Annotated in this window: 28 protein-coding genes; 24 read left to right on the top strand and 4 right to left on the bottom strand. The window is 27.2% G+C overall.

All coding sequences use genetic code 11. From position 1 onward, the window contains the following. Positions 1–185: 185 nt before the first annotated feature. From C7958_RS01015 to C7958_RS01005, 3 genes are all read right to left on the bottom strand, one after another. A complete protein-coding gene (locus C7958_RS01015) occupies positions 186–1,775 on the bottom strand; it encodes an AAA family ATPase (RefSeq protein WP_111570804.1) in 1,590 nt (529 codons plus the stop codon). A gap of 155 nt (positions 1,776–1,930) precedes the next feature. Beyond that, on the bottom strand, positions 1,931–2,185 hold the full coding sequence (locus C7958_RS01010; RefSeq protein ID WP_111570803.1) for a hypothetical protein: 255 nt from the start codon (positions 2,183–2,185) through the stop codon (positions 1,931–1,933). 170 nt (positions 2,186–2,355) lie between these two features. Continuing rightward, positions 2,356–3,609, bottom strand: coding sequence for an RNA-guided endonuclease InsQ/TnpB family protein (locus tag C7958_RS01005; protein WP_111570802.1), 1,254 nt, complete (start codon positions 3,607–3,609; stop codon positions 2,356–2,358). 500 nt (positions 3,610–4,109) lie between these two features. Here C7958_RS01005 and C7958_RS01000 point away from each other — a divergent pair, with 500 nt between their 5' ends. The 12 genes from C7958_RS01000 (at position 4,110) to C7958_RS00945 (ending at position 14,146) form a co-directional block, all read left to right on the top strand. Next, positions 4,110–4,472, top strand: coding sequence for a helix-turn-helix domain-containing protein (locus C7958_RS01000; protein ID WP_111570801.1), 363 nt, complete (start codon positions 4,110–4,112; stop codon positions 4,470–4,472). Positions 4,473–4,481: 9 nt separating this feature from the next. Then, positions 4,482–5,270 (top strand): ImmA/IrrE family metallo-endopeptidase, encoded by a 789-nt coding sequence (locus tag C7958_RS00995; RefSeq protein WP_111570800.1) that lies wholly within the window; start codon positions 4,482–4,484, stop codon positions 5,268–5,270. A 239-nt stretch (positions 5,271–5,509) separates the two neighbouring features. After that, on the top strand, positions 5,510–5,785 hold the full coding sequence (locus C7958_RS00990) for a hypothetical protein (protein WP_111570799.1): 276 nt from the start codon (positions 5,510–5,512) through the stop codon (positions 5,783–5,785). Then, the gene (locus tag C7958_RS00985) at positions 5,775–6,143 is read left to right on the top strand and encodes a hypothetical protein (RefSeq protein WP_111570798.1); all 369 of its coding nucleotides are present in this window, start codon (positions 5,775–5,777) and stop codon (positions 6,141–6,143) included. The genes C7958_RS00990 and C7958_RS00985 overlap by 11 nt, the downstream gene beginning before the upstream one ends. A 32-nt stretch (positions 6,144–6,175) precedes the next feature. Continuing rightward, a complete protein-coding gene (locus C7958_RS00980) occupies positions 6,176–6,487 on the top strand; it encodes a hypothetical protein (RefSeq protein WP_111570797.1) in 312 nt (103 codons plus the stop codon). Between the two features lie 720 nt (positions 6,488–7,207). Beyond that, positions 7,208–8,182 carry a UDP-N-acetylglucosamine 4,6-dehydratase (inverting) gene (gene pseB / locus C7958_RS00975; protein WP_111570796.1) on the top strand — a complete coding sequence of 325 codons (975 nt, stop codon included), beginning with the start codon at positions 7,208–7,210 and terminating at the stop codon, positions 8,180–8,182. After that, positions 8,182–9,342 carry a UDP-4-amino-4,6-dideoxy-N-acetyl-beta-L-altrosamine transaminase gene (gene pseC, locus C7958_RS00970; RefSeq protein ID WP_111570795.1) on the top strand — a complete coding sequence of 387 codons (1,161 nt, stop codon included), beginning with the start codon at positions 8,182–8,184 and terminating at the stop codon, positions 9,340–9,342. Before pseB ends, pseC begins: the two co-directional genes overlap by 1 nt. A 12-nt stretch (positions 9,343–9,354) precedes the next feature. Beyond that, on the top strand, positions 9,355–10,098 hold the full coding sequence (locus C7958_RS00965; RefSeq protein WP_111570794.1) for a cytidylyltransferase domain-containing protein: 744 nt from the start codon (positions 9,355–9,357) through the stop codon (positions 10,096–10,098). Between the two features lie 14 nt (positions 10,099–10,112). After that, complete coding sequence (gene pseI / locus C7958_RS00960) at positions 10,113–11,162, top strand: pseudaminic acid synthase (protein WP_111570793.1); 1,050 nt, start codon at positions 10,113–10,115, stop codon at positions 11,160–11,162. A gap of 11 nt (positions 11,163–11,173) precedes the next feature. After that, entirely contained in the window at positions 11,174–11,695 is a 522-nt protein-coding gene (gene pseH / locus C7958_RS00955) for a UDP-4-amino-4,6-dideoxy-N-acetyl-beta-L-altrosamine N-acetyltransferase (protein ID WP_111570792.1), read from the top strand. Beyond that, positions 11,692–12,708: a UDP-2,4-diacetamido-2,4,6-trideoxy-beta-L-altropyranose hydrolase gene (pseG, locus tag C7958_RS00950; RefSeq protein WP_111570791.1), complete on the top strand. Its 1,017-nt coding sequence runs from the start codon at positions 11,692–11,694 to the stop codon at positions 12,706–12,708. Before pseH ends, pseG begins: the two co-directional genes overlap by 4 nt. A gap of 10 nt (positions 12,709–12,718) precedes the next feature. Then, the gene (locus C7958_RS00945; protein WP_111570790.1) at positions 12,719–14,146 is read left to right on the top strand and encodes a lipopolysaccharide biosynthesis protein; all 1,428 of its coding nucleotides are present in this window, start codon (positions 12,719–12,721) and stop codon (positions 14,144–14,146) included. On the opposite strand, the gene C7958_RS16030 is transcribed toward C7958_RS00945, so the two are convergent. Next, positions 14,128–14,310: an ATP-binding protein gene (locus tag C7958_RS16030; protein WP_111570789.1), complete on the bottom strand. Its 183-nt coding sequence runs from the start codon at positions 14,308–14,310 to the stop codon at positions 14,128–14,130. The two genes, C7958_RS00945 and C7958_RS16030, sit on opposite strands and share 19 nt — an antisense overlap. 542 nt (positions 14,311–14,852) lie before the next feature. Between C7958_RS16030 and C7958_RS00935 the strand changes: the two genes are divergently transcribed. The 12 genes from C7958_RS00935 (at position 14,853) to C7958_RS00885 (ending at position 26,340) form a co-directional block, all read left to right on the top strand. Continuing rightward, positions 14,853–15,980, top strand: a complete 1,128-nt coding sequence (locus tag C7958_RS00935; RefSeq protein WP_111570788.1) for a hypothetical protein — start codon at positions 14,853–14,855, stop codon at positions 15,978–15,980. An 11-nt stretch (positions 15,981–15,991) separates the two neighbouring features. After that, positions 15,992–17,128: a polysialyltransferase family glycosyltransferase gene (locus C7958_RS00930; protein WP_111570787.1), complete on the top strand. Its 1,137-nt coding sequence runs from the start codon at positions 15,992–15,994 to the stop codon at positions 17,126–17,128. A 102-nt stretch (positions 17,129–17,230) separates the two neighbouring features. After that, complete coding sequence (locus C7958_RS15820) at positions 17,231–17,362, top strand: hypothetical protein (RefSeq protein WP_258394125.1); 132 nt, start codon at positions 17,231–17,233, stop codon at positions 17,360–17,362. 665 nt (positions 17,363–18,027) lie between these two features. Then, entirely contained in the window at positions 18,028–18,951 is a 924-nt protein-coding gene (locus C7958_RS00925) for a glycosyltransferase family 2 protein (protein ID WP_111570786.1), read from the top strand. A 16-nt stretch (positions 18,952–18,967) separates the two neighbouring features. Next, positions 18,968–19,849, top strand: a complete 882-nt coding sequence (gene rfbA, locus C7958_RS00920; RefSeq protein ID WP_111570785.1) for a glucose-1-phosphate thymidylyltransferase RfbA — start codon at positions 18,968–18,970, stop codon at positions 19,847–19,849. A gap of 17 nt (positions 19,850–19,866) precedes the next feature. After that, positions 19,867–20,424, top strand: coding sequence for a dTDP-4-dehydrorhamnose 3,5-epimerase (gene rfbC, locus C7958_RS00915; RefSeq protein WP_111570784.1), 558 nt, complete (start codon positions 19,867–19,869; stop codon positions 20,422–20,424). A 12-nt stretch (positions 20,425–20,436) separates the two neighbouring features. After that, a complete protein-coding gene (gene rfbB / locus C7958_RS00910) occupies positions 20,437–21,468 on the top strand; it encodes a dTDP-glucose 4,6-dehydratase (RefSeq protein WP_111570783.1) in 1,032 nt (343 codons plus the stop codon). After that, positions 21,468–22,316, top strand: coding sequence for a dTDP-4-dehydrorhamnose reductase (gene rfbD / locus C7958_RS00905; RefSeq protein ID WP_111570782.1), 849 nt, complete (start codon positions 21,468–21,470; stop codon positions 22,314–22,316). Before rfbB ends, rfbD begins: the two co-directional genes overlap by 1 nt. 19 nt (positions 22,317–22,335) lie before the next feature. After that, positions 22,336–23,241, top strand: coding sequence for a glycosyltransferase (locus C7958_RS00900; protein ID WP_111570781.1), 906 nt, complete (start codon positions 22,336–22,338; stop codon positions 23,239–23,241). Positions 23,242–23,291: 50 nt separating this feature from the next. Continuing rightward, entirely contained in the window at positions 23,292–24,575 is a 1,284-nt protein-coding gene (locus tag C7958_RS00895; RefSeq protein ID WP_111570780.1) for a hypothetical protein, read from the top strand. Continuing rightward, positions 24,572–25,378: a glycosyltransferase gene (locus tag C7958_RS00890; protein ID WP_111570779.1), complete on the top strand. Its 807-nt coding sequence runs from the start codon at positions 24,572–24,574 to the stop codon at positions 25,376–25,378. Before C7958_RS00895 ends, C7958_RS00890 begins: the two co-directional genes overlap by 4 nt. A 17-nt stretch (positions 25,379–25,395) precedes the next feature. Beyond that, on the top strand, positions 25,396–26,340 hold the full coding sequence (locus C7958_RS00885) for an NAD-dependent epimerase/dehydratase family protein (protein WP_111570778.1): 945 nt from the start codon (positions 25,396–25,398) through the stop codon (positions 26,338–26,340). The last annotated feature ends 20 nt before the right edge of the window (positions 26,341–26,360 follow it).

Raw genomic sequence — 26,360 nt, 5'->3', positions numbered from 1 at the left:
CGCTTTTGAAACAGTAATATCCTTCATCTTTGACACCTCCAGCTTTAATTAATTATACTTTAAAATTCAATGATTATCAATTAAACTGCAGAAGAAAAAATTAATAAGGATCTGTCTTTTTTAGCAGAGGTAGATATAGATGGAGAATAACTAAAAAAAGAAAGAGCAGAAAAGTCTGCTCTAATTTAATCTATTTCTTCAATTTTAATATCTTTTATATTTCTTTTTTTAGTGTCAAAATTGATGCCTATTAAAATTATTCCTTTGTCTTTAATTTTAAACCTCTCAGCATAATTTTTATCTTTTATTTGCTGTAAAGCTATCTCAGCATCTTGATTTGCCTTAAATTCTATAATATAAATATTAGTTTCAGTTTCAACGGACATATCTATTCTGCCATCAGAAGTTAGTACTTCTGAGTAAACATTTAAATTGTTATCTGTTAATAGATTAGCTACCAGATAAAAAATACTATTATAATAAGCTTCTCTATTCTGAAGAGATTTTGGGATATTAATATTAACTAGACTGGCAAATATTGCTCTCATCTGTTCGATAAATTCTTCAAGATTTTTATTTACAAGTAATTTTTTAAGTCGATGTACAACAGGCACCGTAATTTTATTTTGAGAAAATGATTTTGCTAAATTTAGAGTGAAACCATTTTCTACTTCTTGATTTGGATATCCCATTTTGTATATCTCTTGATCTTTAATTCCTTTAATTGTTAAATAGCCAGTTTGGAATAGCAGAGGCACTATTTCAAGATTTTCTATGTCATAAGCCTTAATTTCGTTTTTTCCAATCCCTACACTTTCTAAACTGCTGAGATCGAAGTTATGACTTTTAATTAAGTCAATTAAAAAAGTTGGAGTACCACTTTCAAACCAGTAATTATCAAAATTAGAATTTACTAAAGAATTGCCGACTGAAAAAGGGTTATAGACTTTACTATCTTTTTCTGTGAAACGAAAGCCATTATACATTTGCTTGAACTTTTTTCTGCATTCGGGGATTGTTAAATCCTTTTTTTTTGCCAGTTTGGAAAAATATGGTTTAAAATATTTATCCAATTCTTTTTCTGTATACCCCATTATTTCAGCAAATTTTACTTTTTGATCAAGTTCAATTAGGTTGTTCAGCGTAGAAAATATAGATAGCTTACTAAACTTAGTTACTCCTGTTATAAAAACCTTTTCTAGATAGGGTTCAAGTGGTTTAAGATTATCATAAACTAGTTTTAAAAATTCTTGATTCTCTAAAGCAATTTCAATTTTATTTTTAGAACTTTCAATACCACTTAAATGAGATAATATTGGTTTATCATATTCGTCTATTAATAAGACGATTTTTTTGTTAGTTTTTTTAAAGATTTTTTTGATTAACTTATTAAATCTAGTTGGTACATAAGTTGAAGTTAGTTCAAGATTATATTCATTAGCATAGTCATCTAGTTTTTCGCCCAATACAATCTTTAATTGTTCTGTAGTTTGAGCAATTATTTCATTGAAGTCCAGTCTAATAATTGGATACTCATCCCAATTTAAATCTTGATTTGAAATATAAAGGCCTTCAAAAAGTTCTTTTTTACCCTGATAGAATTTTTCCATAGTATCAACAAAAAGAGTTTTACCAAAACGGCGAGGGCGAGAGAGAAAAAAGTATGGTTCTCTACTACTTACAATCTGATATAAAAAATCGGTTTTATCTACATAAATAAAATCATCTTTTATTATTTCTTCAAAATTAGCTTTTGAAACAGTAATATCCTTCATCTTTGACACCTCCAGCTTAAATTAATTATACTTTAAAATTCACTGATTATCAATTAAACTGCAGAAGAAAAAATTAATAAGGATCTGTCTTTTTTAGCAGAGGTAGATATAGATGGAGAATAACTAAAAAAAGAAAGAGCAGAAAAGACCGCTCTTTAGTTTAAGTATTCTTCTAAATCTTCAAGGGATTCAATAGTTAACAGATTATCTCTAATTATTTTTAAAGTTCTAAGCTCAGTATTGTCAAGCTTTTCTTCTAGCTTTGGAGAGAGTGAATTAATTTCTAATTTTTTTGTAGTAAGACGCACTATAGTTTCTATGAGTTCTTCTTTTTTCCCTTCTTTTCGACCATCTAAAAAGCCTTCCCTTATGCCTTCTTTTTTACCTGCAAGTTTACCTTCTTCTCGCAATTTATTTGCTGTAGACGTGAACCGCACCACCCAAATAAAATATTTGCATCAAAAGAGATACTAGCTTCGCGTCGGATGGAGCTTCTAACTGCTTCATATAGATTAAAGTTCATCCTATATTACTAGGTTAGTTTACAAGATGTTTGGCTTTTAAGTCTCCTCCTAATAATTTAGGATACCCTTAATCTTGAAGGATTGGCCACAAATCCATTATCTCTCGCCTGTTTAATAGGTCTGAGAATACATTTATCTTTAAGGTGTTTCCGAAGAATATTAAGACTACCATTCTGGTCTGCATTAATTAATAAAGCTTTATTAGTTTTAAAGAGACCTCTTTTAATTCTTCTAGATTTATCATAGTTATTTTTATTGATTTTTTCCAGGTCTATTGCAGAACAGCCAGAGGTATAACTTTCATTAATTTTAACAACCTTTATACCATTTAATTTAGCTTTGTATTCAATTAGTTCAACTAATCGCTGGATTGGTATTTGAACAAAAGATTTAAGTTTGCTTTCCTGTTTAATATTTTTTATATCACCAATTATAATAGCAGCTACCTTATTTTCAATTGCTAGCTCAACTATTTTCCAACTTGCTTTATGGAGATAATCTTTAATATAATTTCTTCTTTTTAATCTCAGATATTTTATTTTTTTAGTATCCTTGATTTTACTGGTAGCTAACTGCTTCATTCTAATACTTTGTAATCCAGCGATTTTTTTATTGAAGTAAGCATTTTTTGATTTAATAGTTTTACCATTGATAATGTAACATTGAGAATTATTTTTGAATGTTAATGCAGCTAAATTATCAAGTCCCAGATCCACTGCCATTATGTTGGAGTTATTATTTTCTTTTACTTCTTCAATCTTATAGATAATTAGCAAATACCATCTTTTAGAAATGTAATCTTGTTTTATCCTTATCTGCTGGATAGTGTCTAAATCTACAATGCTTTGAACTGCTTCAGGCAGCTCAAAATTAAGAGATTTCACATTATATTTAGCTTGCATCTCTTTAGATAAGGATAAGAGTAATTTGCTATCTCTAATTCTAATAGCCAGATTTGTAAAAATTATCTCACAGGTATTACTGTTCATATGTTTAAAATTAGGTGGTCCTGGTTGACCTTTATATTTTTGAGGATTCTTTTTATAATCTTTGATGGAACTAAAATAACTTTTCCAATCTTGAGCCAACTGCTTTAATGCCTGCTGTCTATTATGAGAATGGAGGTAGTCATTATGCCAGTTATTTCTAAACTTATCTTCTAATTGAGTATAGACAGGTTTTACATTTGAATTATTTTTTATCTGATAATTAACTGTATTATATAATTTAGAGCAGTGCCAGGTTAATCCCTTAATTATCTCTAATTGATTATGGTTTAATTTTGGTTTGAATTTAAATGATAATCGCATTGATTTTTCACCTCCATTCTATTCTAATTATATCATACATGTGTTTGCATGTAAAATAAAAAATAGAGGTTCTGCTGTTATAATTAGAAGCTAATAAAATTAAAAAATATTATTAGAATTCTTTTTTTGATCTAGAAGTTACTGTATTGTATCTACTGGTGCTGCTGCTATTGAAACAATTAAAAAGCATATTGAAAATCAAGGTAAAGATTAATTTAAAATTCAATATTTAATTAAATTTTAAATAGCCAATTCATCTCCACCCAATGCATAGCTTGGATGGATTTTTCTTAGCAGTTTTAGATAAACTAAATCAAGAAAAGAAGTACTAGTAGCAAGCTAATCAAGTTGATATTATTTTGATAAAATAACAGCTCTTAATCACATAATGTAATTTTGTAAACAAAATATTTACATATCTATTAATTATATAAAATTAGTAAATAAATAATTGCTAAAAGTAGCGTGAAGTGTTATAATTGTGGTAGGAGGTGTTTAGAATGAAGGATTTAAATAAAATTGTAGGTCAGAAAATACAAATGAAATTAGATGAAAATTCAATGAGTCAAACTGATTTAGCTGAAAGATTAGGGACCTCACGCCAAATGATTAATAAAATTATACATGGTAGAAAAAATATTACTCTTACAGAAATTAAAGAAATAGCTCAAATATTAAACCTTGATGTTAATGAACTTATGGAAGAAGATCAAGAATTATCAGAAGATCCTGTAGTTGCATTTATGGGCAGTGTGAAGACTAAAGCAGCAGAGGAAGGCTTAAAAACAGCTAAAAAAGCGATGGATTTAATAATATTTCACCGTGACATCCAGGAAGAATTTAACAATATATTAAATGAGTAGGTGAATGAAATGATTATTTTAGATAAAACAGTTAAGAAAGTTAGTCCTGATATTTTTAAAGCTGTAGAAAAAGAAGTGTTATATTTTCAAAATGAATTTGTAGGTTCCGATGATTTAATACTTCAGGATGATATTTTTAGAGTTTTAGAAGATATTGAGGATTTAAGCATTATTATGTTTCCTGTTGAAGATGAAGAGTTTTGCGGTTTTTTGTTTGAATATCGCGGAGAAAACTTTATCTATATCAATACTTTTTTGCCATTTGAAAAACAAATTTTTACTGCTGCTCACGAATTATATCATTACTTAGTTAATGGAAAAAAAGAATTTTTAGATTTAGAAACAATCGATGAAGATAAAGAACTTGATCTAGAAGAAAGTAAAGCTAATCTCTTTGCAGCATTATTATTGGTGGCTAAAGATGCTTTAAATAAACAGCTTAATCTTTTGAAAATAAAAAAATCTGCTGATCTAACTATATTGAAAATAATAAAGTTAATGGATATTTTTGCAGTGCCGTTTAAAACTATTATTTTAAGATTATTTGAAATTGAATTATTAACTGAAAAAGAAACAAGAGATTGGCTTGATATTGCTGCTCGCAATCCAGAAAAAGGAATTCTATATCAAATAAAGAAACACAAAATTGGAGAGAGATGGCAGAAAAGAACAAAGCATGTCAAATTGAGTAATTTAAAAGCTCTAATAATTGATAATGATGAGATGGAGCTCCTACCAGAAGAAAAAATTAATAAGGATCTGTCTTTTTTAACAGGGGTAGATGTCGATGAAGAATAATTTAAAAAAGAAAAGAGTATCGAAGACTGTTTCCTTACGATTAGATATTTCTATAGAATTTTAGGCATTTCCAGATAAAGAGATATTCTCGCATTATTTTTAGGTTTAAACTGATATTATTAAAGGTATTTTTTTATTTTTAGTGAATTAATTAAATAATAGGTAATCTTTTTTGATTTTAAGATCTAATCTGTTGTATAATAAGTTATAGGTTATAAACTTGCTAAAGGAGGATGAATATGAAGATAAATAAAGTTACAGAACCTAAATATTCCTCTAATCAACTTAAAGAATTTGAAGAAAAATATGGGTTCAGTTCTGAATATTTTTATTTTCATTATAAACAAGATGAAAATATTATTGATGATGATTATGAAGCGGCAAAATGGGCGTTTGAGTATGAAGTTAATCAGAAATCAAAAAAACCAAGCGAATATGAGATGAACGATGAAGAAGACGGCTTATATTCAAGGTCGTCTTTTTTTCTATTTAGGACCTGGTTGTATGGGTGTTAATGTTGAAATATATTTAATGAAATTGAATGATTTTTTATCTGATAGTAGAATCATAGAAAATGAAAATTTAGAAATAGAACAAAGATTAAACACAAATGGAGAATTAATTGCTTTGTCTTTTAAAGAAAAAAGTAGAATTAAATTTATTAATGGATTTGAATTAATTATAAATAATGAATTTGGTCATATAGATAATGAGATATATGAGGTTCAAGAATACAACTATCATTATAATGCACCTAATGATTTTTTTAGATTTGAAAGCAAACCGGAGCCCCATATAAGCAGAAGTTTTATAAAAATAAAGAAACAAAAATTGAAACAGGAATTATCGATGAAGATATTAGAGAAAAATTAAATAATAAAAAGGTTCAAATAATTAATGGAGTAATGCCATTTAAAGATATAATTATACCTGAAGCCAAAGATGTAAAATTATCTGCCATTATTAATACCTTTTCTCTTTTTGGAGGAGGAATGCAGCTTTGTGTAGAGGCTATTATTATGGCTTTTGAGCAGGGATTTATTGAAAAAAGAGAAGAAGTTATTGCTTGTAGTGCAGATACTGCAATTGTTGCTACAGGATCATACAAAAGATTAATGTTTTCTCCTTATGAAGGTATGGAAATCAAAGAAATTATCTGTAAACCACGAGATTTAACTATCACTAGAAATAAAGTATATAGCGAAGATGAGAAATAAAATTTATTTCTTTCTAATTAATACTGCTAATTCGACAAAAAAACAGAGAAATATTAATTGATTTTAAGGCCAGAGTGTATTATAATAAAAGTTGTTAAGAAATTGAACACGTCAGATTAAATATAAGCTAAAAAAAGTTTTATAGGAAGCAGCGGATAGTTTAAAGAAATTCGCAGCAGTATTAAATGTACAGCTAGGTGAGATAAGTAGATAAAAACCTACAAATATGACAGCCGATGTTACAAAGATTGTTAACTGAAAAGTTTTACTTTGTCATTCGACAAAATTAGATACTTTAATTATTTGATGTATCTTAAATAATGTTATAAAATGAAGATTGTGAGAGATATAAAGGAATTATATGAAATATGACATCCGATGTCACAGAATAGAATCTTAACTCAGGTACGTTGACAATTGAATATGTATGGGAATCTTTGGAACCGGGGTTTTCATATGGGAAGATGAACTGGGTTAGAGGTTTAAAAAACTATGCTGTAAGTTCAAGGATCAGGTTATTTTTTTAGCAATACACTTTGATCTCAACAAAGTGGACATAGTGTTGAGGTGGGGCAGAGGTTTAGGGTAAATATAATTAATATATATAAATTAGTTTTTTATATTTAAATCTCGAGAGAGGTTTTGATGTAAAAAACTATTTTTTTATGTAAAGATAATTTTGAAAAAACAAACAATTAAATGAAGAGGGGTTAATTACATATGTTAGATGGTAAAACCATATTAGTAACAGGTGGAACAGGTTCATTTGGAAAGAAATTTACTCAGATGATCTTAGATAAATATGACATCAAAAAGTTAATCGTATTTAGTCGTGGAGAATTAAAACAGGCTGAGATGAAAGCTAAGTTTGATAATCATCCTAAATTAAGATTCTTTATTGGTAATGTTCGTGACAAAGAAAGAGTTTATCGTGCCTTTGATGGTGTGGATATAGTAATTCATGCTGCTGCTCTAAAAAGAGTGCCAGAATGTGAATATAACCCTTTTGAAGCTATCAAAACCAACGTAAATGGTGCTCAAAATGTTATTGATGCTGCTATTGATAAAGGTATAGAAAAAGTTGTTGCTTTAAGCACAGATAAAGCAGCAAATCCAATTAACCTCTATGGAGCTACTAAACTCTGTTCAGATAAACTTTTTACAGCAGGTAATGCCTATGCAGGTGGGAAAAACACAAAATTTGGTGTTGTTCGCTATGGTAATGTAATGGGAAGCCGCGGTAGTGTAATTCCTTTCTTTAAAAAAATGAAAGAAACTGGAACTCTTCCAATAACAGATACAAGAATGACTCGTTTCTGGATTACTTTAGAAGATGCTGTAAAGCTTGTTTTAAAAGCTTTAGATGAGATGCAGGGTGGAGAAATTTTTGTCCCAAAAATTCCAAGTATGAAGGTAACTGATCTTGCTGAAGCGATTGCTCCTGAATGTGAGCATGAAGTAGTGGGTATCAGACCTGGAGAAAAATTACATGAGGTAATGATACCAAGAGCTTCTTCAAGACATACGATAGAATTTGAAGATCATTATATAATTGAGCCCGATTATGATTGGTGGGGAAAGGAAAATCATCCTGACGGTAAAAAGTTAGAAAAAGAATTTGAATACAACAGTGGCAACAATGATCAGTGGCTCAGTGTTGAAGAAATGCGCAAACTGATAGAGGAGTTAGACTAATGAATGAAGAATTCATACCTTATGGTAGCCAGTGGATAGATGAACAGGATATAGAGGTTGTTACAGAAACTCTAAAAAGTGATTATCTAACTACAGGTCCCAAGATAAAAGAATTTGAGGATAAATTTGCAGATTATGTTGATGCTAAATATGCTGTTGTAATTGCAAATGGAACAGCAGCTTTACATGCTGCAACTTATGCGGCAGGCATCAAGGAGGGTGATGAAGTAATAACTACACCTATTACCTTTGCGGCTACTGCTAATTCTGTTCTTTATCAGGATGCTATACCTGTTTTTGCAGATATTGATCCTAAAACATATAATATTGACCCTGAATCAATTAAAGAAAACATAACTGATAAAACTAAAGCTATTATTCCTGTGCATTATACAGGACAGCCCTGTGAGATGGATAAAATTAAAGAAATAGCAGCTAAAAATGACTTAATTATTATAGAAGATGGAGCTCATGCAGTTGGAGCAACCTATAAAGAGCAAAAGATTGGCAGTATTGGAGATATGACTACCTTTAGCTTTCATCCGGTTAAAAATATGACTACCGGCGAAGGTGGAATGATTACCACTGATTCTAAAGAGTTATATGATAAATTACTTAAATTTAGAACTCACGGAATAACAAAAAATCATTCAGATTATATAAATAAATCTCATGGACCCTGGTATCATGAACAGCAGGAATTGGGATATAATTACCGCATCACAGATATACAGGCTGCTTTAGGTATTACTCAACTGGGTAAATTAGATATTTTTTTAGCAAGAAGAAGAGAGATAGTTAATAGATATAACAATGAATTTAAAGATATAGAGGGACTAATAATTCCTGAACAGTTAGAAAAGACTAATTCTGCCTGGCATATTTATGTCCTACAGTTAGAATTAGAAAAACTAACTGCATATAGAAAAGAAATTTTTAAAGCTTTAAGAGATAAAAACTTAGGTGTTAATGTACACTACATACCTGTTTATTTCCATCCATATTATCAGAGTTTAGGTTATGAGAAAGGAATCTGTCCTAAGGCAGAAAAGTTATATGAAAGAATAATAACTATCCCCTTATATCCTAAAATGGCTGATCAGCAGGTTGATGAAGTAATTAAAAGAATAAAAAGCACAATTACTAACTATCAGAAATAGGTGTTAATAGATATGAAATCTAAAAAAACAGCAGCTATTATCCAGGCCAGAATGGGTTCAAACCGTTTACCTGGTAAAGTAATGAAAGATTTAAAGGGAAAGCCTGTCTTATGGCATGTAATTGAAAGAGTAAAACAGGCTGAAAATATTGACCAGATTACAATAGCTACTACAACTCATAAGAGAGATAAAATAATATATGATAAGGCCATTAAATGGGGAGTTGTTGCCTACCAGGGTAGTGAAGAAGATGTTCTAGCAAGATATTATGAAGCTGTTAATAAATATGAGGTAGATACAGTTGTTAGAATAACATCTGACTGTCCTCTAATTGATCCCTATGTTATTGATGAGATAGTTGAATATTATAATAAAAATGATTATACTTTAGTAACTAATGCTGGCTCAGACTTAAACAATAGAACCTATCCTCGTGGCTTAGATACTGAAGTTTTTTCTTTTGAAGTTTTAGAAGAAGCCTATAATAAGGCAGAAGAAAAATATCAAAGAGAACATGTAACCCCCTATATTTATGAAAATTATGATGATATTTATTATTATAAAAAAAACAAAGATTTATCAAATTATCGCTTAACTTTAGATACCAAAGAAGATTTTGAATTGATCAAAGCTTTATATGATAAATTATATCAAGGGAATCATGATTTTTACTTAAATGAAATTGTTGAAGTATTAAATAAAAATAAAGAATTATTAAAAATTAATCAAAAGATCAAACAAAAAGATTTAAAATAAAGTGAGGTAGTTATATGTCAGAAACTATAAGACTTGATGATAAATTAGTTGGCAAAGATCAGCCAGCATATATAATAGCAGAAATGTCTGCCAATCATGCAGGTAGCAAAGAAAGAGCTTTAGAAATAATTAGAGCAGCCAAAGATGCTGGTGCTGATTGTGTTAAAGTTCAGACCTATACACCTGAAACAATGACTCTAGACTCAGACAAAAAATGGTTTAAAATAGATAAGGGAACCTGGGAAGGTGAAAATTTATACAGCCTCTACCAGAAAGCATATACTCCTTGGGAATGGCAGGAAGATTTAAAAAAAGAAGCTGAAAAAATAGGTATTGATTTCTTTTCAACTCCCTATGAGAATACAGCTGTTGACTTTTTAGAAGATTTAGGAGTCGAATTTTATAAGGTTGCATCTTTTAGTATAACTAATCTTCCATTCTTAAAATACCTTGCTCAAAAAGATAAACCCATAATCATGTCAACAGGTATGGCTACATTAGCAGAAATAGATGAGGCGGTTAGAACGATTAGAGAAGTTGGTAATGAACAATTGGCTCTTTTAAACTGCTCCAGCGCTTACCCTTCTATAGCAGATGATATGAATTTGAAGAATATAAAAAATTTAGAAGAAACATTTGGTGTACCTGTTGGATTATCTGATCATTCTTTAGGATCTGTTGCAGCTGTAACTTCTGTAGCAATGGGAGCTAAGATAATAGAAAAACATTTCTGTATGAGTAGAGAAATAGAAAATCCTGATTCCTCTTTTTCAATGGAACCGGATGAATTTAAAAAAATGGTTAATGACATAAGAGCTGCAGAAAGAGCAATTGGCAAGATTGATTATTCTATTTCTGAAAAAGAAAAAAACAGTAGAATTTTTCGAAGATCGATCTTTGCAGTTGAAGATATTAAAGCAGGAGAAGAAATAACTGAAGAAAATATAAAAATTATTCGTCCGGGTTTCGGTTTAAAACCAAAACACTGGGATAATGTTTTAAAAACTAAAGCTATTAAAGATATTGAAAAAGGAACACCACTAAGCTGGAGTATGATAAAATAAGGTGTGAATAAATGATGCTGAAAACAGAAAGATTATACTTAAGACCAATGTTAGAAGAGGATGCTCAGTTTATAGTTGATATGAGAAATAATACTAATATATTAAACTCATTATTTAGTTGTAAAATGTTAACAGTTCAAGAACATTTAAACTGGTATAAAAATAACTTAAATAATGATAATAGAATTGATTTAATGATCTGTAAAAAAGATGATAATAAACGCATAGGAACAGTTAATTTAGCTAATATAGATTATAAAAACCAGAAAGCAGAATTTGGAATCATGATAGCAGAATCATTTTGGAATAAAGGTTATGCCTATGAGTCTTCACAAAAATTTATCCAGTATTCTTTTAATCAATTTAATTTAAATAAAATATATTTAGAGGTTTTAAAAGAAAATAATGCGGCAATTAATCTTTATCAAAAATTAGGATTTAAAGAAATAGGTATTCTAAAAGAAGATATTTTCAAAAATGGTAAGTTCAAAGATGTTTTAATTATGTCATTATTTAGAGATGATTTAGAATGATTATGGCTTTAAGAGTAGATGGTGGTAAAGATATCGGTATGGGACATATCATGCGTTCGATGACCTTAGCTGATGATTTAAAAAAAGATGAAGAAGTAGAAAGAGTTTTCTACATTACTAAAAATGAACCATCTGCAGTCAAGAAGTTAAAAGAAAATGATTTTGAAGTAATAACTATAGATAAAGATTTAAATTATAATGAAGAAATAAAAGAAGTTAAAGAAATCATAAAAAAAGAAAAAGTAAATAAATTGATTACTGACTCTTATGATATTGATCAGAACTATTTAATTGAAATGAGAAAAGTAGTTGATAAATTAGTTACTATTCATGATTATGCCCCTTTTGCTTTTCCTTCTCATGTAGTTATTAATGGAAATGCCTATGCTGATGATCTAGATTATGAATCTTTATATGGAGATACTGAGTTTCGACTGGGAACGGATTATCTACTTTTAAGAGAAGAGTTCAGAAATTTACCTGAGATTGAAGTTAGAGATAGAGTACAGAACATTTTAGTTACTGTTGGTGGTTATGATCTAAGAAACTTAACACCAAAAATTATTGAAGCTTTAAACTCTATTGATTTTGATGAAATAGAGGATCAATATATTGATAAAGAAAATCTACATATTGATGTTGTAATAGGACCTTCTTTTGATAATGTAGATCATATAGTAGCAAAGGTTGTAAAATGCAATTTAGATATTTCATTAAACTTTAATGTCAAAAAGATGAGTAAGTTGATGTTAAAAAGTGATATAGCTATTTCTTCCGGTGGTAGTACTCTTTATGAGTTGGCAGCAACTAAGACTCCTGCTTTAGTATTATTGCAGGCAGAAAATCAGGTTAGAGTGGCTGATAAATTGGATGATAAAAGTATTATTAATTTGGGATTTGAAAATAAAAATATTAGATTTGGATTTAAAGAAATATTAGAAAAAAGAATTAATTTAGTTGATGGTATTTCAATAGATAATAATTTCAAAACGATTGAGTTATTGGAGAAATGAGTATTTATATATGAATATAATAGTAAAAACTAAAGGTTATTTAAGAAAAATTATAGGAAAAGAAAATATTGAATTTATAAGTCATGCTAAAAATTACATGACTGCTACCTTTTTTACCAAGGCATTAGCTTTTATTTCAGTTCCAATTTTTACAAGGTTATTAACTCCTGATGAATATGGTATTTTAGCTATATTCACATCTATTATTTCAATATCAACTATTTTGATGGGTTTAAACTTTCACGGTTCTGTTGCAAGGTATTATCATGAAGAAGAAAAGAACTTTGGTGAGTTTATAAGTAGTAATATTTTATTTTTATTCTTGTTTAATGTTTTTTCTTTTAGTTTAATTAATTTACTTAAAAATGAAATTTCATCTTTAATAAATATAGATGTTGATGTTTTTATAATTGCTATTTTAGTTGCTATTTTTAATATTCCTATTAATATGTTTTTATCATATCTTCAAACTAGCAAACAAAGTGAAAAATATTCTTTTTTATCAGTAAGTAAAAGTATAATAATGCTTGTTATTTCGATTATCTGGGTGTATTTACTTTCGGAGCAGAGATACTTTGGGAAAATATATGCTAATTTAGTAGTCAGTAGTGTTATTTTTATAATTGCTATTATTTATTTTATTAAGTTAGGTAAACTAAAATTCAAATTTAAATATGTAAAATATTCTTTAGCATTTGGTGTTCCGCTTATTCCACATGCATTATCCAATTTTATTCTTTCTTATTTTGATAGAATAGCAATCAATCAATTAACTGGATCGTTTGATACTGGGTTGTATTCATTTGCATATAATGTAGGAATGATTATGAATGTAGTTGTTATGGCAATGAATAAAGCCTGGGTTCCTATTTTCTATGATAACATAAAAAATAATAATTATAGGGAAATTAACGAATTAGCTAAAAATTATTCTAAATATATTTTTTTAGCTGCGTTTTCATTGATTCTGTTTTCAAAAGAGATTGTAATGATCCTTGCTGATGAAAGATACTATAAGGCGTTAGATTTGGTACCAATTATTATTTTGAGCTATGTCTTTGTTTTTTTATATACTTTATTTGGAAACTATTCTTTTTATAGAAAAAAAACAGGTTTAATATCAATAGCAACATTATTAGCTGGATTTATAAATATTGGTCTAAATTATTGGTTGATACCTAAATGGGGATATATTGCTGCAGCATATACCACTTTAATTTCTTACTTTTTTCTTTTTGTTTTTCATTATATTAATGCTAGATTTATTATTAAAGAAAATGTAATTAAATTGAAAAATATATTGTTGAATTTTGTATTAATATTATTATTTGCTGGCATTTATTTTGTTTTGTTTAATTTTATAGATAGTTTTATTATATTTTTTATTATTAAGATTTTTATGTTTGTTTTGTTATCTTTTTATTTTTTTAAGAAATAACTAACTGCCTTCATCAATAAAAAACTGTAGCACTCTAATAATTCATATTTCTCTGAAAAGATCTGAAACATTAACTGAGTAGCCTGATTAGATAATTCAAAAAAACCTAATTCGTTTATGAGTAATAAATCAAACTTGTTAATCTTTTTTAAGAATTTAATCAACTGTTGTTATTCCTGCGTCTCAATTAATTGATTGCACAAACTAGCTGCATTTAAGAATCCAACTGGTTTAACCTTTTTGCTGGCTTCAACACCTATTGATACCATTAAATGCTACTTTCCAGTACCTGGTGATCCTAAAACAAGACATTGGTTTTTGATCAATAAATTTGCAGTTGAATAGTCCCATAATTTCTGTTTTTAATAGAAAAGGTGTATCAGAAAAATTAAACTGTTCAATCGTTTTAGACTTGGGAATTTAGCCCTTCTTGACATTTTATTGAATCTTTTGTTTTCTCTCATGATGACTTCATGTTCAACTGAATTTCTGAAGAATTTCTTATGATTCTAGCTATTAGCTTTATCTCTTTTAAAACATAATCATACGGCATTCTGCAAATCCTTGTAGATGGTAAATAAGCATAAATTGAAATGCTAAGAATTAAAGAGAATACTATAGGTTAAATGTACTGGTATTATACAAATAAAATGATTAATTCACTTAAATAAAACTTGTAATTTGTGTCTTGAGAGGATTTTTTATAATGAAAAGCATTATTAAATTAAAAATTAATAATTTCTTTTTTTTAAATATTAATTTTCCTAAAATATTATTATATTTTTTCCTTTTACTTATAGTTTTGTTTCAATATTTTATAGGTAAATTTGATATTTATTTTCAAGTGCTTTTAATTTCACTTACTTTTTTGTTATATTTTCAAAATAATAAAACTTTGCATATTATTTATAAAGAGAAAGCGATATTTTGGTTTTTATTGTTAACTTTTCCTGTGGTAATTTTAATTTCTATTAAAGATTTTCGTTTAGGTCCATTAATTTTTTATTTTTATTTTATTTATTCAATTAGTTTTGCTTTTTATATGCACATATATCCAAAGATAACTGCAACTTTATCTAAAAATTTTTTTATACTCTTATTAATTTGGTTTATTTTACAAGGATTTAGATTGGGTTTTGGAATAAATGATATAAATAAATATCTTTTTAATGCTTCTCGTAATTATGTAGGTCTCTTATTTCTTTTTTTTGCTTTATTATATTATTTAAGCTGCTTAAATATTAGGGAAAAAACATCTATAATCCCTAGTGTTATTACTATTATTATATGTTTTTTATCATATGGTAGATCAAATATATATTTATCTCTTTTAATGTTTATGGTTGTATATTTATATAAAGCTGTTAATAAGATTAATTTATCTAAGATTTTAATATTTTTTTTAATCACTATAATTATTGTAGGTGTGTTTGTATATTTCTTTCCATATATTTATGAAAACACTAATCTTAAACGAGGATTAGAATCACCAAGGTTCTTAATGAATAAAAATTATATTGAAAGTTTAAATTATACTAGTTTATTTACGGGATATGATTATAGAAAAATAAATATTATTGAAGAATATGGTAATAATCCACACAATTCATTTATTTACTCACATTATAATTTTGGTTTTGGAGTTTTATTATTAATTATATTAATTATTTATTATTTTTTAAAAGGTGTTATAAATTTTTCTGTATATAATATTTTTAGTATTTTCTTGTGTATAATTTTTTTAATAAGAGTTTCTTTTGATCGAGTAGCTTTTATTGGGCCGTATGATTTTTTGTTATTTTACGGGTTGTTAAATCTAAAAAAACAAAATTAAAGGATGATTATATGAGTGATAGTTTTATAAAAACAAAAAATATAGATTTAGATAAAAAGATGAATATTAATAATTTAGATTTTGTTGGATTTGTTATTTCAGGATGGCATTTAAATGTATTATATAGCTATTTAAATGCTAATAAAGATATCTTTTCAGATGGTCTTATTGTAATAAATCCTCAATCTGATATAAATGATATGACAAAATTCAGAATAAAAAAAGAACATATCAAAAATATAAAAGATATAAAAATAAGATATATAATGATGCAAAACAATTTTAAGGAAAAGAATAAAATAAAATATTTATTTACTTTAAAAAATTTAATTTGCAAAAACAAGAAAAATAAAAAACCACTAACAATATTTTCAACAAACAATATTAACATTTCATTATTTAAACATTTTGAAAAAAAAACAAAACCAAGAAATTTTCGATTTGTTATTATAGATGAAGGAACTGGAACATATGTTAGTAAAAATACTTTTCTTAAAAGTGCGGGAGTCAAATTTTTTAATAGAATATCAAAGATTGTAAGATCATATTTAATTAATATTTTTATGAAAGTTACAAATAATAGTGTTCAAAAGTATTATTTGTTTAGTAAAGAAAACAATTCTTTGAAAATCAATAAAAAAGTTAGTGATAATTTAAAAAAATTATTTCATGAATATAGAATTCCTACTTTGAACAAGATTAATAAAAATCAGATTTTTATAATAAAAGATTTCATAAAGAAAAATGATAAAATAGACGAATTATATATTAGTATTATCAAAAAAATATTAGAAGTAAGCAATAAAGAAATATATATTAAAAAACATCCTAATGATACTAATAAGATTCTTGAAAATTTTTTCGCCACTAATAAAAGAGTTAAAATTATTAATAGTAAATATGATGCAGAAGATTTATATCTTAAATATGAACCAGATCTTATTATAGGGGGATCTTCTACAGCATTATTAACTATTTCATCTATCTTTAATATTGAAGTTGTGAACATTTCCAATTTATATTTAAATGATTATTTTGAGGTTAATAATAATTATATTGATAGAATAAAATTATTTGAGAAATACATGTTAAATAATGATAAGATATTATATTTAAATAATATTGATAAATTAAAGAATTTTATTTAAAATAATTTATTTCCCTAAGTTATTGTTCAATGTATTTTCCATAAGAATATTGGACAGACACCAATTTGAGATTTTATTATAAATATAAGAGGGTTAAAGCGAATGCCTAAAACTTATGAGTTAGATAAAAAAATGAAAATTGTTTTTCGAGTATTTAAAAAGGGGGATATCGATCTATTAGATAAATATGCTGTTAGCCTCAACTTTATTTATTTTGGAGGGATTAGTTCTTAGATGGCGGTATGATTAAGCTCAGTGGTTATTATGTTACTGAATAGGAAGCTAAGTTTAAAGAAAAAGATGAACAAATCAAAGAGAGGGAAAAAGTATTGGGCAAAAAAACTCCAGATCGAAATCTCTAAAAAAACTTTGGCAGAACTGTGCTAAACTTTTAATATAGACAGAAACACTTACTATTACAGTCAAACTAATGATCAACTTTATTCTGTTCATTCAACCTATGATAAATGCGTTAATATGGTACCAGAAAAAGATTTTGTTTAACTGGTTAAAGATTACTGTGATGAGTCTTTTTATTTAGGCACAGAATGGTAATTGATTACTTGAATTATATAGAAAATATAAAAATTAATCATAAGCGAATTACCTTATCGTGAATGTCTTAGGCTTACTGCAGAATAAAATAGTATCCAAAGCCACTTAATAATATTAATTAAGACAGAAACATGAATTAACTGGACCTAACCAGCTCTGGGAAATAGATATGATCCAAATTTGCATAAATAACAGTGGTCAGAGAATATATATTTTTGATAATTGATATGTTTACCAGAGAATATTAAAGGTTTGTTCAAGATTAGATAGGTTGGCTCAAGAACTTAAATATTAATATTTTAAAATTTTAGCATTACTAATTATATTATACGAGGAGATTTTTAATGAGTGAAATTAATATTCTTATGGCTACATATAATGGTGAGAAATATATATCTGAACAAATTGATTCTATAATTAATCAAACTTATAATAACTGGGAACTATTAATAAGAGATGACAATTCCACTGATAAAACTAAAAATATAATTAAAAATTATGCTAAAAGAGATGAAAGAATTAGAGTTTTAGAAGATGATCTTGGCAATGTAGGTGTTGCTAAAAACTTTGAAATTTTATTAAAACAATCAAATTTAGATTATATTATGTTTTCAGATCAAGATGATGTCTGGATGAAAAATAAAATAGAGATATTATTTGAAAGGATAAAAAAATGTGAGGCAAAATATTCAGATGAAATTCCATTATTAGTTCATTCTGATTCATATATTACTGATGAACATTTATATGTTGTTGAGGATAATTTTATAGGTGAAAAGGGTATGAATAAAGGTTTGAATAACATTATTTTTTCTCCTTTGGTTCAAGGCTCTTCAATGATGATAAATAGTAATTTAAAAAGATATATTTTACCTTTTCCAAAAAATATTAATATTCATGATCACTATATATCAATTGTAAATGAGATTGTTGGTAAAAGATTATATATTAATAAACCTTTGATGTATTATAGACAACATTCGTCAAATGAAATTGGTGTCAATAAAAATTATTTAAACAAATTAAAGAAAGTATTAAAATCTGATTTTGAACTAACAACAAAAAAAACAAGAAAAATGATGGATTTCATTTATAATAATTTTCATGAAAAATTAACAAATAAACAAAAAAAAATTATAAAAGCATTTTTTTTAATAACAAATAGTAATTATAGGTTTAAAAAAGCATATTATATTTTAAAATATAAATTTAAGACAAAAGATGGAATCTTAGCCTTAATAATCAAAGTGTTACTAAAAAATAAATAAAATGGGGAGGAAAATTATGAAAGGGATTATATTAGCAGGAGGAGCAGGTACTAGGTTATATCCTATTACTAAGGCAGTTTCAAAGCAATTATTACCTATTTATGATAAGCCAATGATCTATTATCCATTATCAGTATTAATGCTTTCAGGTATTAAAGAAATTTTAATTATTTCAACACCAGAACATATTGATTTATATAAAGACCTTTTAGGTGATGGAAATGAAATTGGATTAGATTTTACATATAAAGTTCAGGATGAGCCGCGTGGCTTAGCAGATGCTTTTTTAGTTGGAGAAGAATTCATTGGTGATGATGATGTTGCTTTAATACTTGGAGATAATATATTTTATGGCCAAAATTTTACTCATATTTTAAAAACTACTGTTAATAGAGTTGAAGAAGAGAATGGAGCAACAGTTTTTGGATATTATGTAAACAACCCTAAACAATTTGGTGTTGTGGAATTTGATGATGATAAAAATGTTGTTTCTCTAGAAGAAAAGCCAGATAATCCAAAATCAAAATATGCAGTTCCTGGTTTATATTTTTATGATAATAATGTAGTTGATATCGCTAAGAATATTGAGCCTTCTGATCGTGGAGAATTAGAAATAACTGCAGTAAATAATGAATATTTAAAAAGAAATGAACTGAAAGTAGAATTATTTGGTCGAGGTATGGCCTGGTTAGATACAGGAACACATCAGGGACTTCTAGAAGCTAATAACTTTGTTGAAGCTATTCAAAGTAGACAGGGGTTATATATTGCCTGTATTGAAGAGATAGCTTATAGATTAGATTATATTGATGAGAAACAATTATTGAAACTTGCTGAACCATTATTAAAAACAGATTATGGTCAGTACTTAAAAAACATTGCTAAAAGTGATAGATAAAATAATGGGGTGATTATTTGTCCAAATTTAATTTTATTAAAACTGATATTGAAGATATGTACATTATTGAACCCTCTATTTTTGGAGATGACAGAGGTTATTTTATGGAAACATATAACAAAGAAGAATTTAATCAGGCTGGTTTAACTATGGATTTTGTGCAGGACAATCAGTCTAAATCAAAAAAAGGAGTTCTTAGAGGACTTCATTTTCAAAAAAAGAATCCACAAGGTAAATTGGTTCGTGTTTTAAGAGGAAAAGTTTTTGATGTAGGAGTAGATCTAAGATCTGAATCAGAAACATACGGTGAGTGGAAAGGAGTAATTCTTTCAGGCGAAAACAAAAAACAATTTTATGTACCAGAAGGATTTGCTCATGGATTTCTTGTTTTATCTGAGAATGCTACTTTTGCCTATAAATGTACAGATTTTTATCATTCAGATGATGAAGGTGGAATAATCTGGGATGATGAAGATGTAAATATTGACTGGCCTTTAGATGATATTGATGAAATAATCTTATCTGAGAAAGATAAAGAGTTAAATAGTTTAGCAGAAACTAAATTTAAATTTTAATAGGAGGATATTATGAATATTTTAGTAACCGGCGGAGCTGGTTTTATAGGCAGTAATTTTATATTTTACATGCTTGAACAGCATTCTGATTACAGAATTGTCTGCCTTGATGCTTTAACTTATGCAGGAAATTTAAAAACTTTAGAATCTGTAATAGAAAATGATAAATTTAAATTTGTAAAAGGTGATATTAGAGATAGAGAATTTGTTTTTAATCTTTTTGAAGAAGAAAATTTTGATATGGTAGTTAACTTTGCTGCTGAGTCTCATGTTGATCGCTCTATAGAAGATCCAGGAGTGTTTTTAGAAACGAATATTATGGGAACTCAGATTTTAATGGACGCCTGTAGAGAATATGGAATTGAAAGATTTCACCAGGTATCAACAGATGAGGTTTATGGTGATTTACCATTAGACAAACCAGAATTGATGTTTACAGAAGAAACATCAATAACAACTTCTTCTCCCTATTCAGCTTCTAAAGCTTCCGCTGATTTATTAGTAGAATCTTATCACAGAACTTTTGGCCTACCTGTGACTATTTCACGCTGTTCGAATAATTATGGGCCCTATCAATTTCCAGAGAAATTAATTCCTTTGATGATTTCCAAAGCTCTGGCTGAAGAAGAACTACCAGTTTATGGTGAGGGGGAGAATGTTAGAGACTGGTTATATGTTGAAGATCACTGTAGAGCTATTGATTTAATTTTACATGATGGTCAAGATGGTGAAGTGTATAATATAGGTGGCCATAATGAAAGAAGTAATCTAGAAGTGGTAAAAACTATTTTAGATGAACTTGATAAACCAGAATCATTAATTACTTTTGTTAAAGATAGAGCCGGCCATGATTTACGATATGCTATTGATCCTACTAAAATAAGTAATGAACTTGACTGGGAACCTACTATTTTATTTGATGAAGGTATCAAAAGAACCATTAAATGGTATCTTGATAATAAGGAATGGTGGAAGAATATTATTAGTGGTGATTATAAAGATTATTACGAAATAATGTATAAAGATAAGCGGGTGAATAATTGATGAAAGTTTTAGTTACTGGTGGTGATGGACAGCTTGGTTATGATTTGGTTAAAAAGTTAAATGAATTAGATATAGGACATATTGGTGTTGACAAAGAAGATTTTGACTTGACCAATGAGAAAGAAACTAAAGATTTTATATTAAATTACAATCCGGATATAATAGTTCACTGTGCAGCTTATACAGATGTTGATCAGGCTGAGATTGAAAAAGAGTTATGTTATCAAGTTAATGTTGAAGGAACAAAGCATTTAGCTGAAGCAGCCAAAGTATTAGATGCTAAAATGCTTTATATAAGTACTGACTATGTATTTGATGGTCAAGGGAAAAAACCTTTTGAAGTAACTGATCAACCAAACCCTATTAATTATTATGGTGAAACAAAATATAAAGGGGAGCAAGAAGTACAAAGATTATTGGATAAATATTTTATTATTAGAACTTCTTGGGTTTTTGGTGGACATGGTGAAAATTTTGTAAAGACCATGCTGAGATTAGGTAAAGAAAAAGATAAGATATCTGTAGTTGCTGATCAATATGGTTCACCTACTTATACGGGAGATTTAGCAGATCTTATTATTAAAATGATCAAAACTGATAAATATGCTATTTATCATGCAACTAATGAAGGATTTTGTAACTGGTATAATTTTGCCAAGGAAATATTTAAATTCGCTGATATTGATATAAAAATAAACCCTATTAGTAGTGATAAATTTGAGACTAAGGTTAAAAGACCTAAAAATTCAAGATTATCTAAAAAAACACTTATAGACAATGGATTTTGTTGTCTCAATAATTATAAAGACGCAATTCATTTTTTTATTAATGAAAAGACAAATATATAAAAGGGAGTGACGTTTTACAATTAAAATTTCAACAATAGTTACTTATTATTTTGGGAGTGATTTTTTCTCAGAATTATTAAAAAGTCTAAAAGATAATCTTGAGTATATTGGAAAAGATTCTATTGATCATGAATTAATTATTATTAATGATTCGCCTCAGCAAAATGAATATAATAAATTATCAAAAATAATTAAAGAATCTAAAATAGAAAAATTTTCGAGTGTAAATTTGGTTTCTCATACCCAAAATAAAGGTGTTACTATTTCAAGAAAAGATGGGTTGGAATTATCTTCAGGAGATATGTTTCATATAATTGATCAAGATGATTTCTTAGACAAAAAAACCTTCAAGTATATTTTAAATAAATATGAAGCTAAAAGAGATATGAGAAATAAAATATTAGTTTTTAATGGATGTAAAGTTAATAACAAAAAGGATATAGTGAAAAAAGGTTTATTTAAACATTTTAATAAAAATACATTAGAAAAAAAAATAAATAATTTAGATGCTTATTTTTATGGTGGAAATCAAATTATTACTCCGGGGATGTTATTTTTTGACGGATCGATAATAAATAATATTAAGAAGATTTATAATGATATTTTTGTTCCTAAAGAAAAATTTGATGGGATTGATGATTTTTATTTAATAGTTTATTTATTAAAACATAACTATTATTTTATTTATACTGACATGTATTTTTTTAATTATAGAGTCCATTTGAATAATCAGAGAGATAGAACCAAAGCTTTAAAAAGATTTTTAGACACTTATAATATTTTAGTAAAAGATAAAAAGATAGAGAAAAATCAAGGATTTGAAAAACGTATCAAATTAATTAGAGATTTAGATCAAAAAAAATTCTTTAAAGCATTAAAAAATATAAAAACATTAATTAAATATATTAAAAATATTTATTTTTAATATAATAACTCTTAATATTAAGAGAATAAAAATCAATGAGGTAGATTAATTTGAATATAGAAAAAAATTTTTCGGAATTATTGCGTAGATATCCTAATTTAAGAAAGTATATAAAATTATTATATCAATTTATTTTTTATAATATATCTAAATTTAACAGTTCTAATAGTAAAGGACTCTTACAGGAGTTTATAAGAAAAGTAACACATGAAGATGAGGAATATTATTTTGGTTATTATGATAAATCACCCTGGAATGATAAAAACAATAAAATTTTAACATTAGAAGTTCTATGTTCAGACAAACATCCTGTTAAAACAGATAAAGCACAAATTGGGTATATAAATCTAAAAGATAACATTTTTAAAAAGTTAACTGAAACAAATACATGGAATTTACAACAAGGATCAATGCTACAATGGTTGGGGCCTGATTTTGATGATAATATAATATATAATGCTTTACATGACAATGATTATTGTAGTATCATTTATAATTTAAAGACTAAAGAAGAAAGAATAATAGACAAACCTATCTATTCAGTTAGTAAAAATGGTAGATTTGCCTTATCACTAAATTTTTCTAGATTGCATAGATTAAGACCGGGGTATGGATATTCTAATTTATCTGATAAAACTAAAGGTGAAAAACATCCCCAAAATGATGGAATTTATCTTGTTGATCTTGAAAATAACACGAGTAAATTAATTATTTCTTTAGATCAAATTGTCAAAATCAATCATAATTCAACTATGGAAGATAGTGAACATCGCTTTAATCATTTGGATATTAGTCCTGATGGCAAAAGATTTTCTTTCATTCATCGCTGGGAACATAATAATGTGACACAATCAAGATTTTATACTGCAGATGTGGATGGTAATAACATATATTGTCTAGCTGATGAGGAAATGGTCTCACATAGTTGCTGGAAAAATAATGAAGAAATATTAGTTTGGGCTAGAAAAAATAATAAGGACAGATATTATTTATTTAAAGATAAAACTTTAGAGTTCAAGATCATTGGGGAAGAAAAATTAACTTCAGATGGTCATCCTTCATATTCTCCAGATAAGAGATATATTTTAACTGATACATATCCTGATAGAACAAGACATAGAACTTTAATTATTTATGATACTCAAGAAAATATAAGATATGACATAGCAAGATTATTTGCTCCCTTTAAATATCATGGAGAAGTGAGATGTGATTTGCATCCTCGTTGGAGTAGAGATGGAAAACATGTTTGTTTTGATTCAGTTCATGAGGGAGAAAGACAGTTATATATAATTGAAAATGTAATAGAAAAGCTGGAGGAAACAGATAAATGATATCAGTAATAATGTCAGTCTATAATGCAGAAAAATATTTAGAAAAAGCAGTAGAAAGTATTTTAACTCAAAGTTATCATAACTTTGAGTTTATTATTATTAATGATAAATCTAAAGATAATAGTGCTGATATTATTTCTAAATATGCTGATCAGGATCAAAGAATAAAATACATAGAAAATGAACGGAATCGAGGTTTAACTTATTCACTTAATAAGGGTTTAGAATTAGCTAAAGGTGAATATATAGCTCGTATGGATGCTGATGATATTTCAACTTCAGATAGATTAAAAAAACAGGTTGATTATCTTAAAAAGAATAAAGAGATATCATTAATTGGAACTTCTGCTTATAATATTGATGAAAATGGAAAGATTATTGCTGAAAGAAATGTTCCATTAGAATATGAAGAAATCAAAAGGAATATTAATTTAGTTAATCCAATTATCCACCCTTCAGTTATGTTTAAGAAAAAAGATATTTTAGATATTGGTGGTTATAACGAAGAATTTAAAAAAGTTCAGGATTATGAGCTTTGGTTTAGAATAATTGCTAATGGATTAAAAGTAGAAAACTTATCAGAAAGGTTATTATATTATAGGGTTAATAATCAGTATTTTGAAAGAAAGTCATTAAGTTATAGAATTACTGATATTAAAGTAAGATGGAGAGGTTATAAACTTTTATCCTTACCAATTTATAAACGATATGGCATTTTAGTACCAATTGTTTTAGGTATTACACCTCCATTTATTTTAAAAGTATTATATAAATATTTAAAGAGATTAGATCCAAGAAATTAATATAAGGAAGTGAGAATTTGAAATCATTAGTAACAGGTGCAGCAGGTTTCATTGGTTCAACATTAACAGAAAAATTACTTAAAAAAGAACATCAAGTAATAGGTGTTGATTGTTTTATAGATTATTATGATAGCACATTAAAAGAAAATAATATCAGTTCATTTATTGATCATAAGAACTTTACTTTAATTGAAAAGAATATAAATGATCTTGATTTAAAAGAATTATTAAAAGATGTAGATTACATATTTCATCAAGCAGCCCAAGCTGGAGTTAGGTCAAGCTGGGGAGAAGACTTTGAAATTTATTCGCATAATAATATAATGGGCACGCAAAGATTATTAGAAGCAGCAAAAGAAAGTAATATTAAAAAGTTTGTATATGCTTCTTCATCTTCAGTTTATGGGGACACAGATAAACTGCCTATGCAGGAAACTAATAGATTGCAACCAGTTTCTCCGTATGGAGTTTCTAAATTAGCAGGAGAAAATTTATGCTACTTATATTATAAAAATTTTAATGTGCCAACATTATCTTTAAGATATTTTACTGTTTTTGGAGAAAGACAGAGACCTGATATGGCTTTTCATATTTTTATTAAAGCTATTTTACAAGATAAAAAACTAACTATTTTTGGTGATGGTAAACAATCTAGAAACTTTACTCATGTGGATGATATAGTTAAAGCTAATATTTTAGCTGCAGAAAGTGATGTAGTAGGAGAAATATTTAACATTGGTGGAGATGGTAAAAGAGTTGTGTTAAATGATTCCATTGATTTAATGGAAGAGCTAATAGGTAAAAAAGCTAATAGAGAGTATCAGCAGGTTGTTAAGGGTGATGTAAAACATACCTCAGCTGATACATCCAAAGCTAAAGAAATGCTTGACTATGAGCCTGATGTTGAGTTTGAGGAAGGTTTAGCAAGAGAAGTTGAGTTTTTGAAAGATTTATATGAGTAAATTAATTTTAGTTTATACTT

The organism is Halanaerobium saccharolyticum, assembly GCF_003259895.1.
GTDB lineage: Bacteria > Bacillota > Halanaerobiia > Halanaerobiales > Halanaerobiaceae > Halanaerobium > Halanaerobium saccharolyticum_A.
Note: the sequence above shows the minus strand (reverse complement) of the source record. Positions and strands in the feature narration are given on the sequence as shown.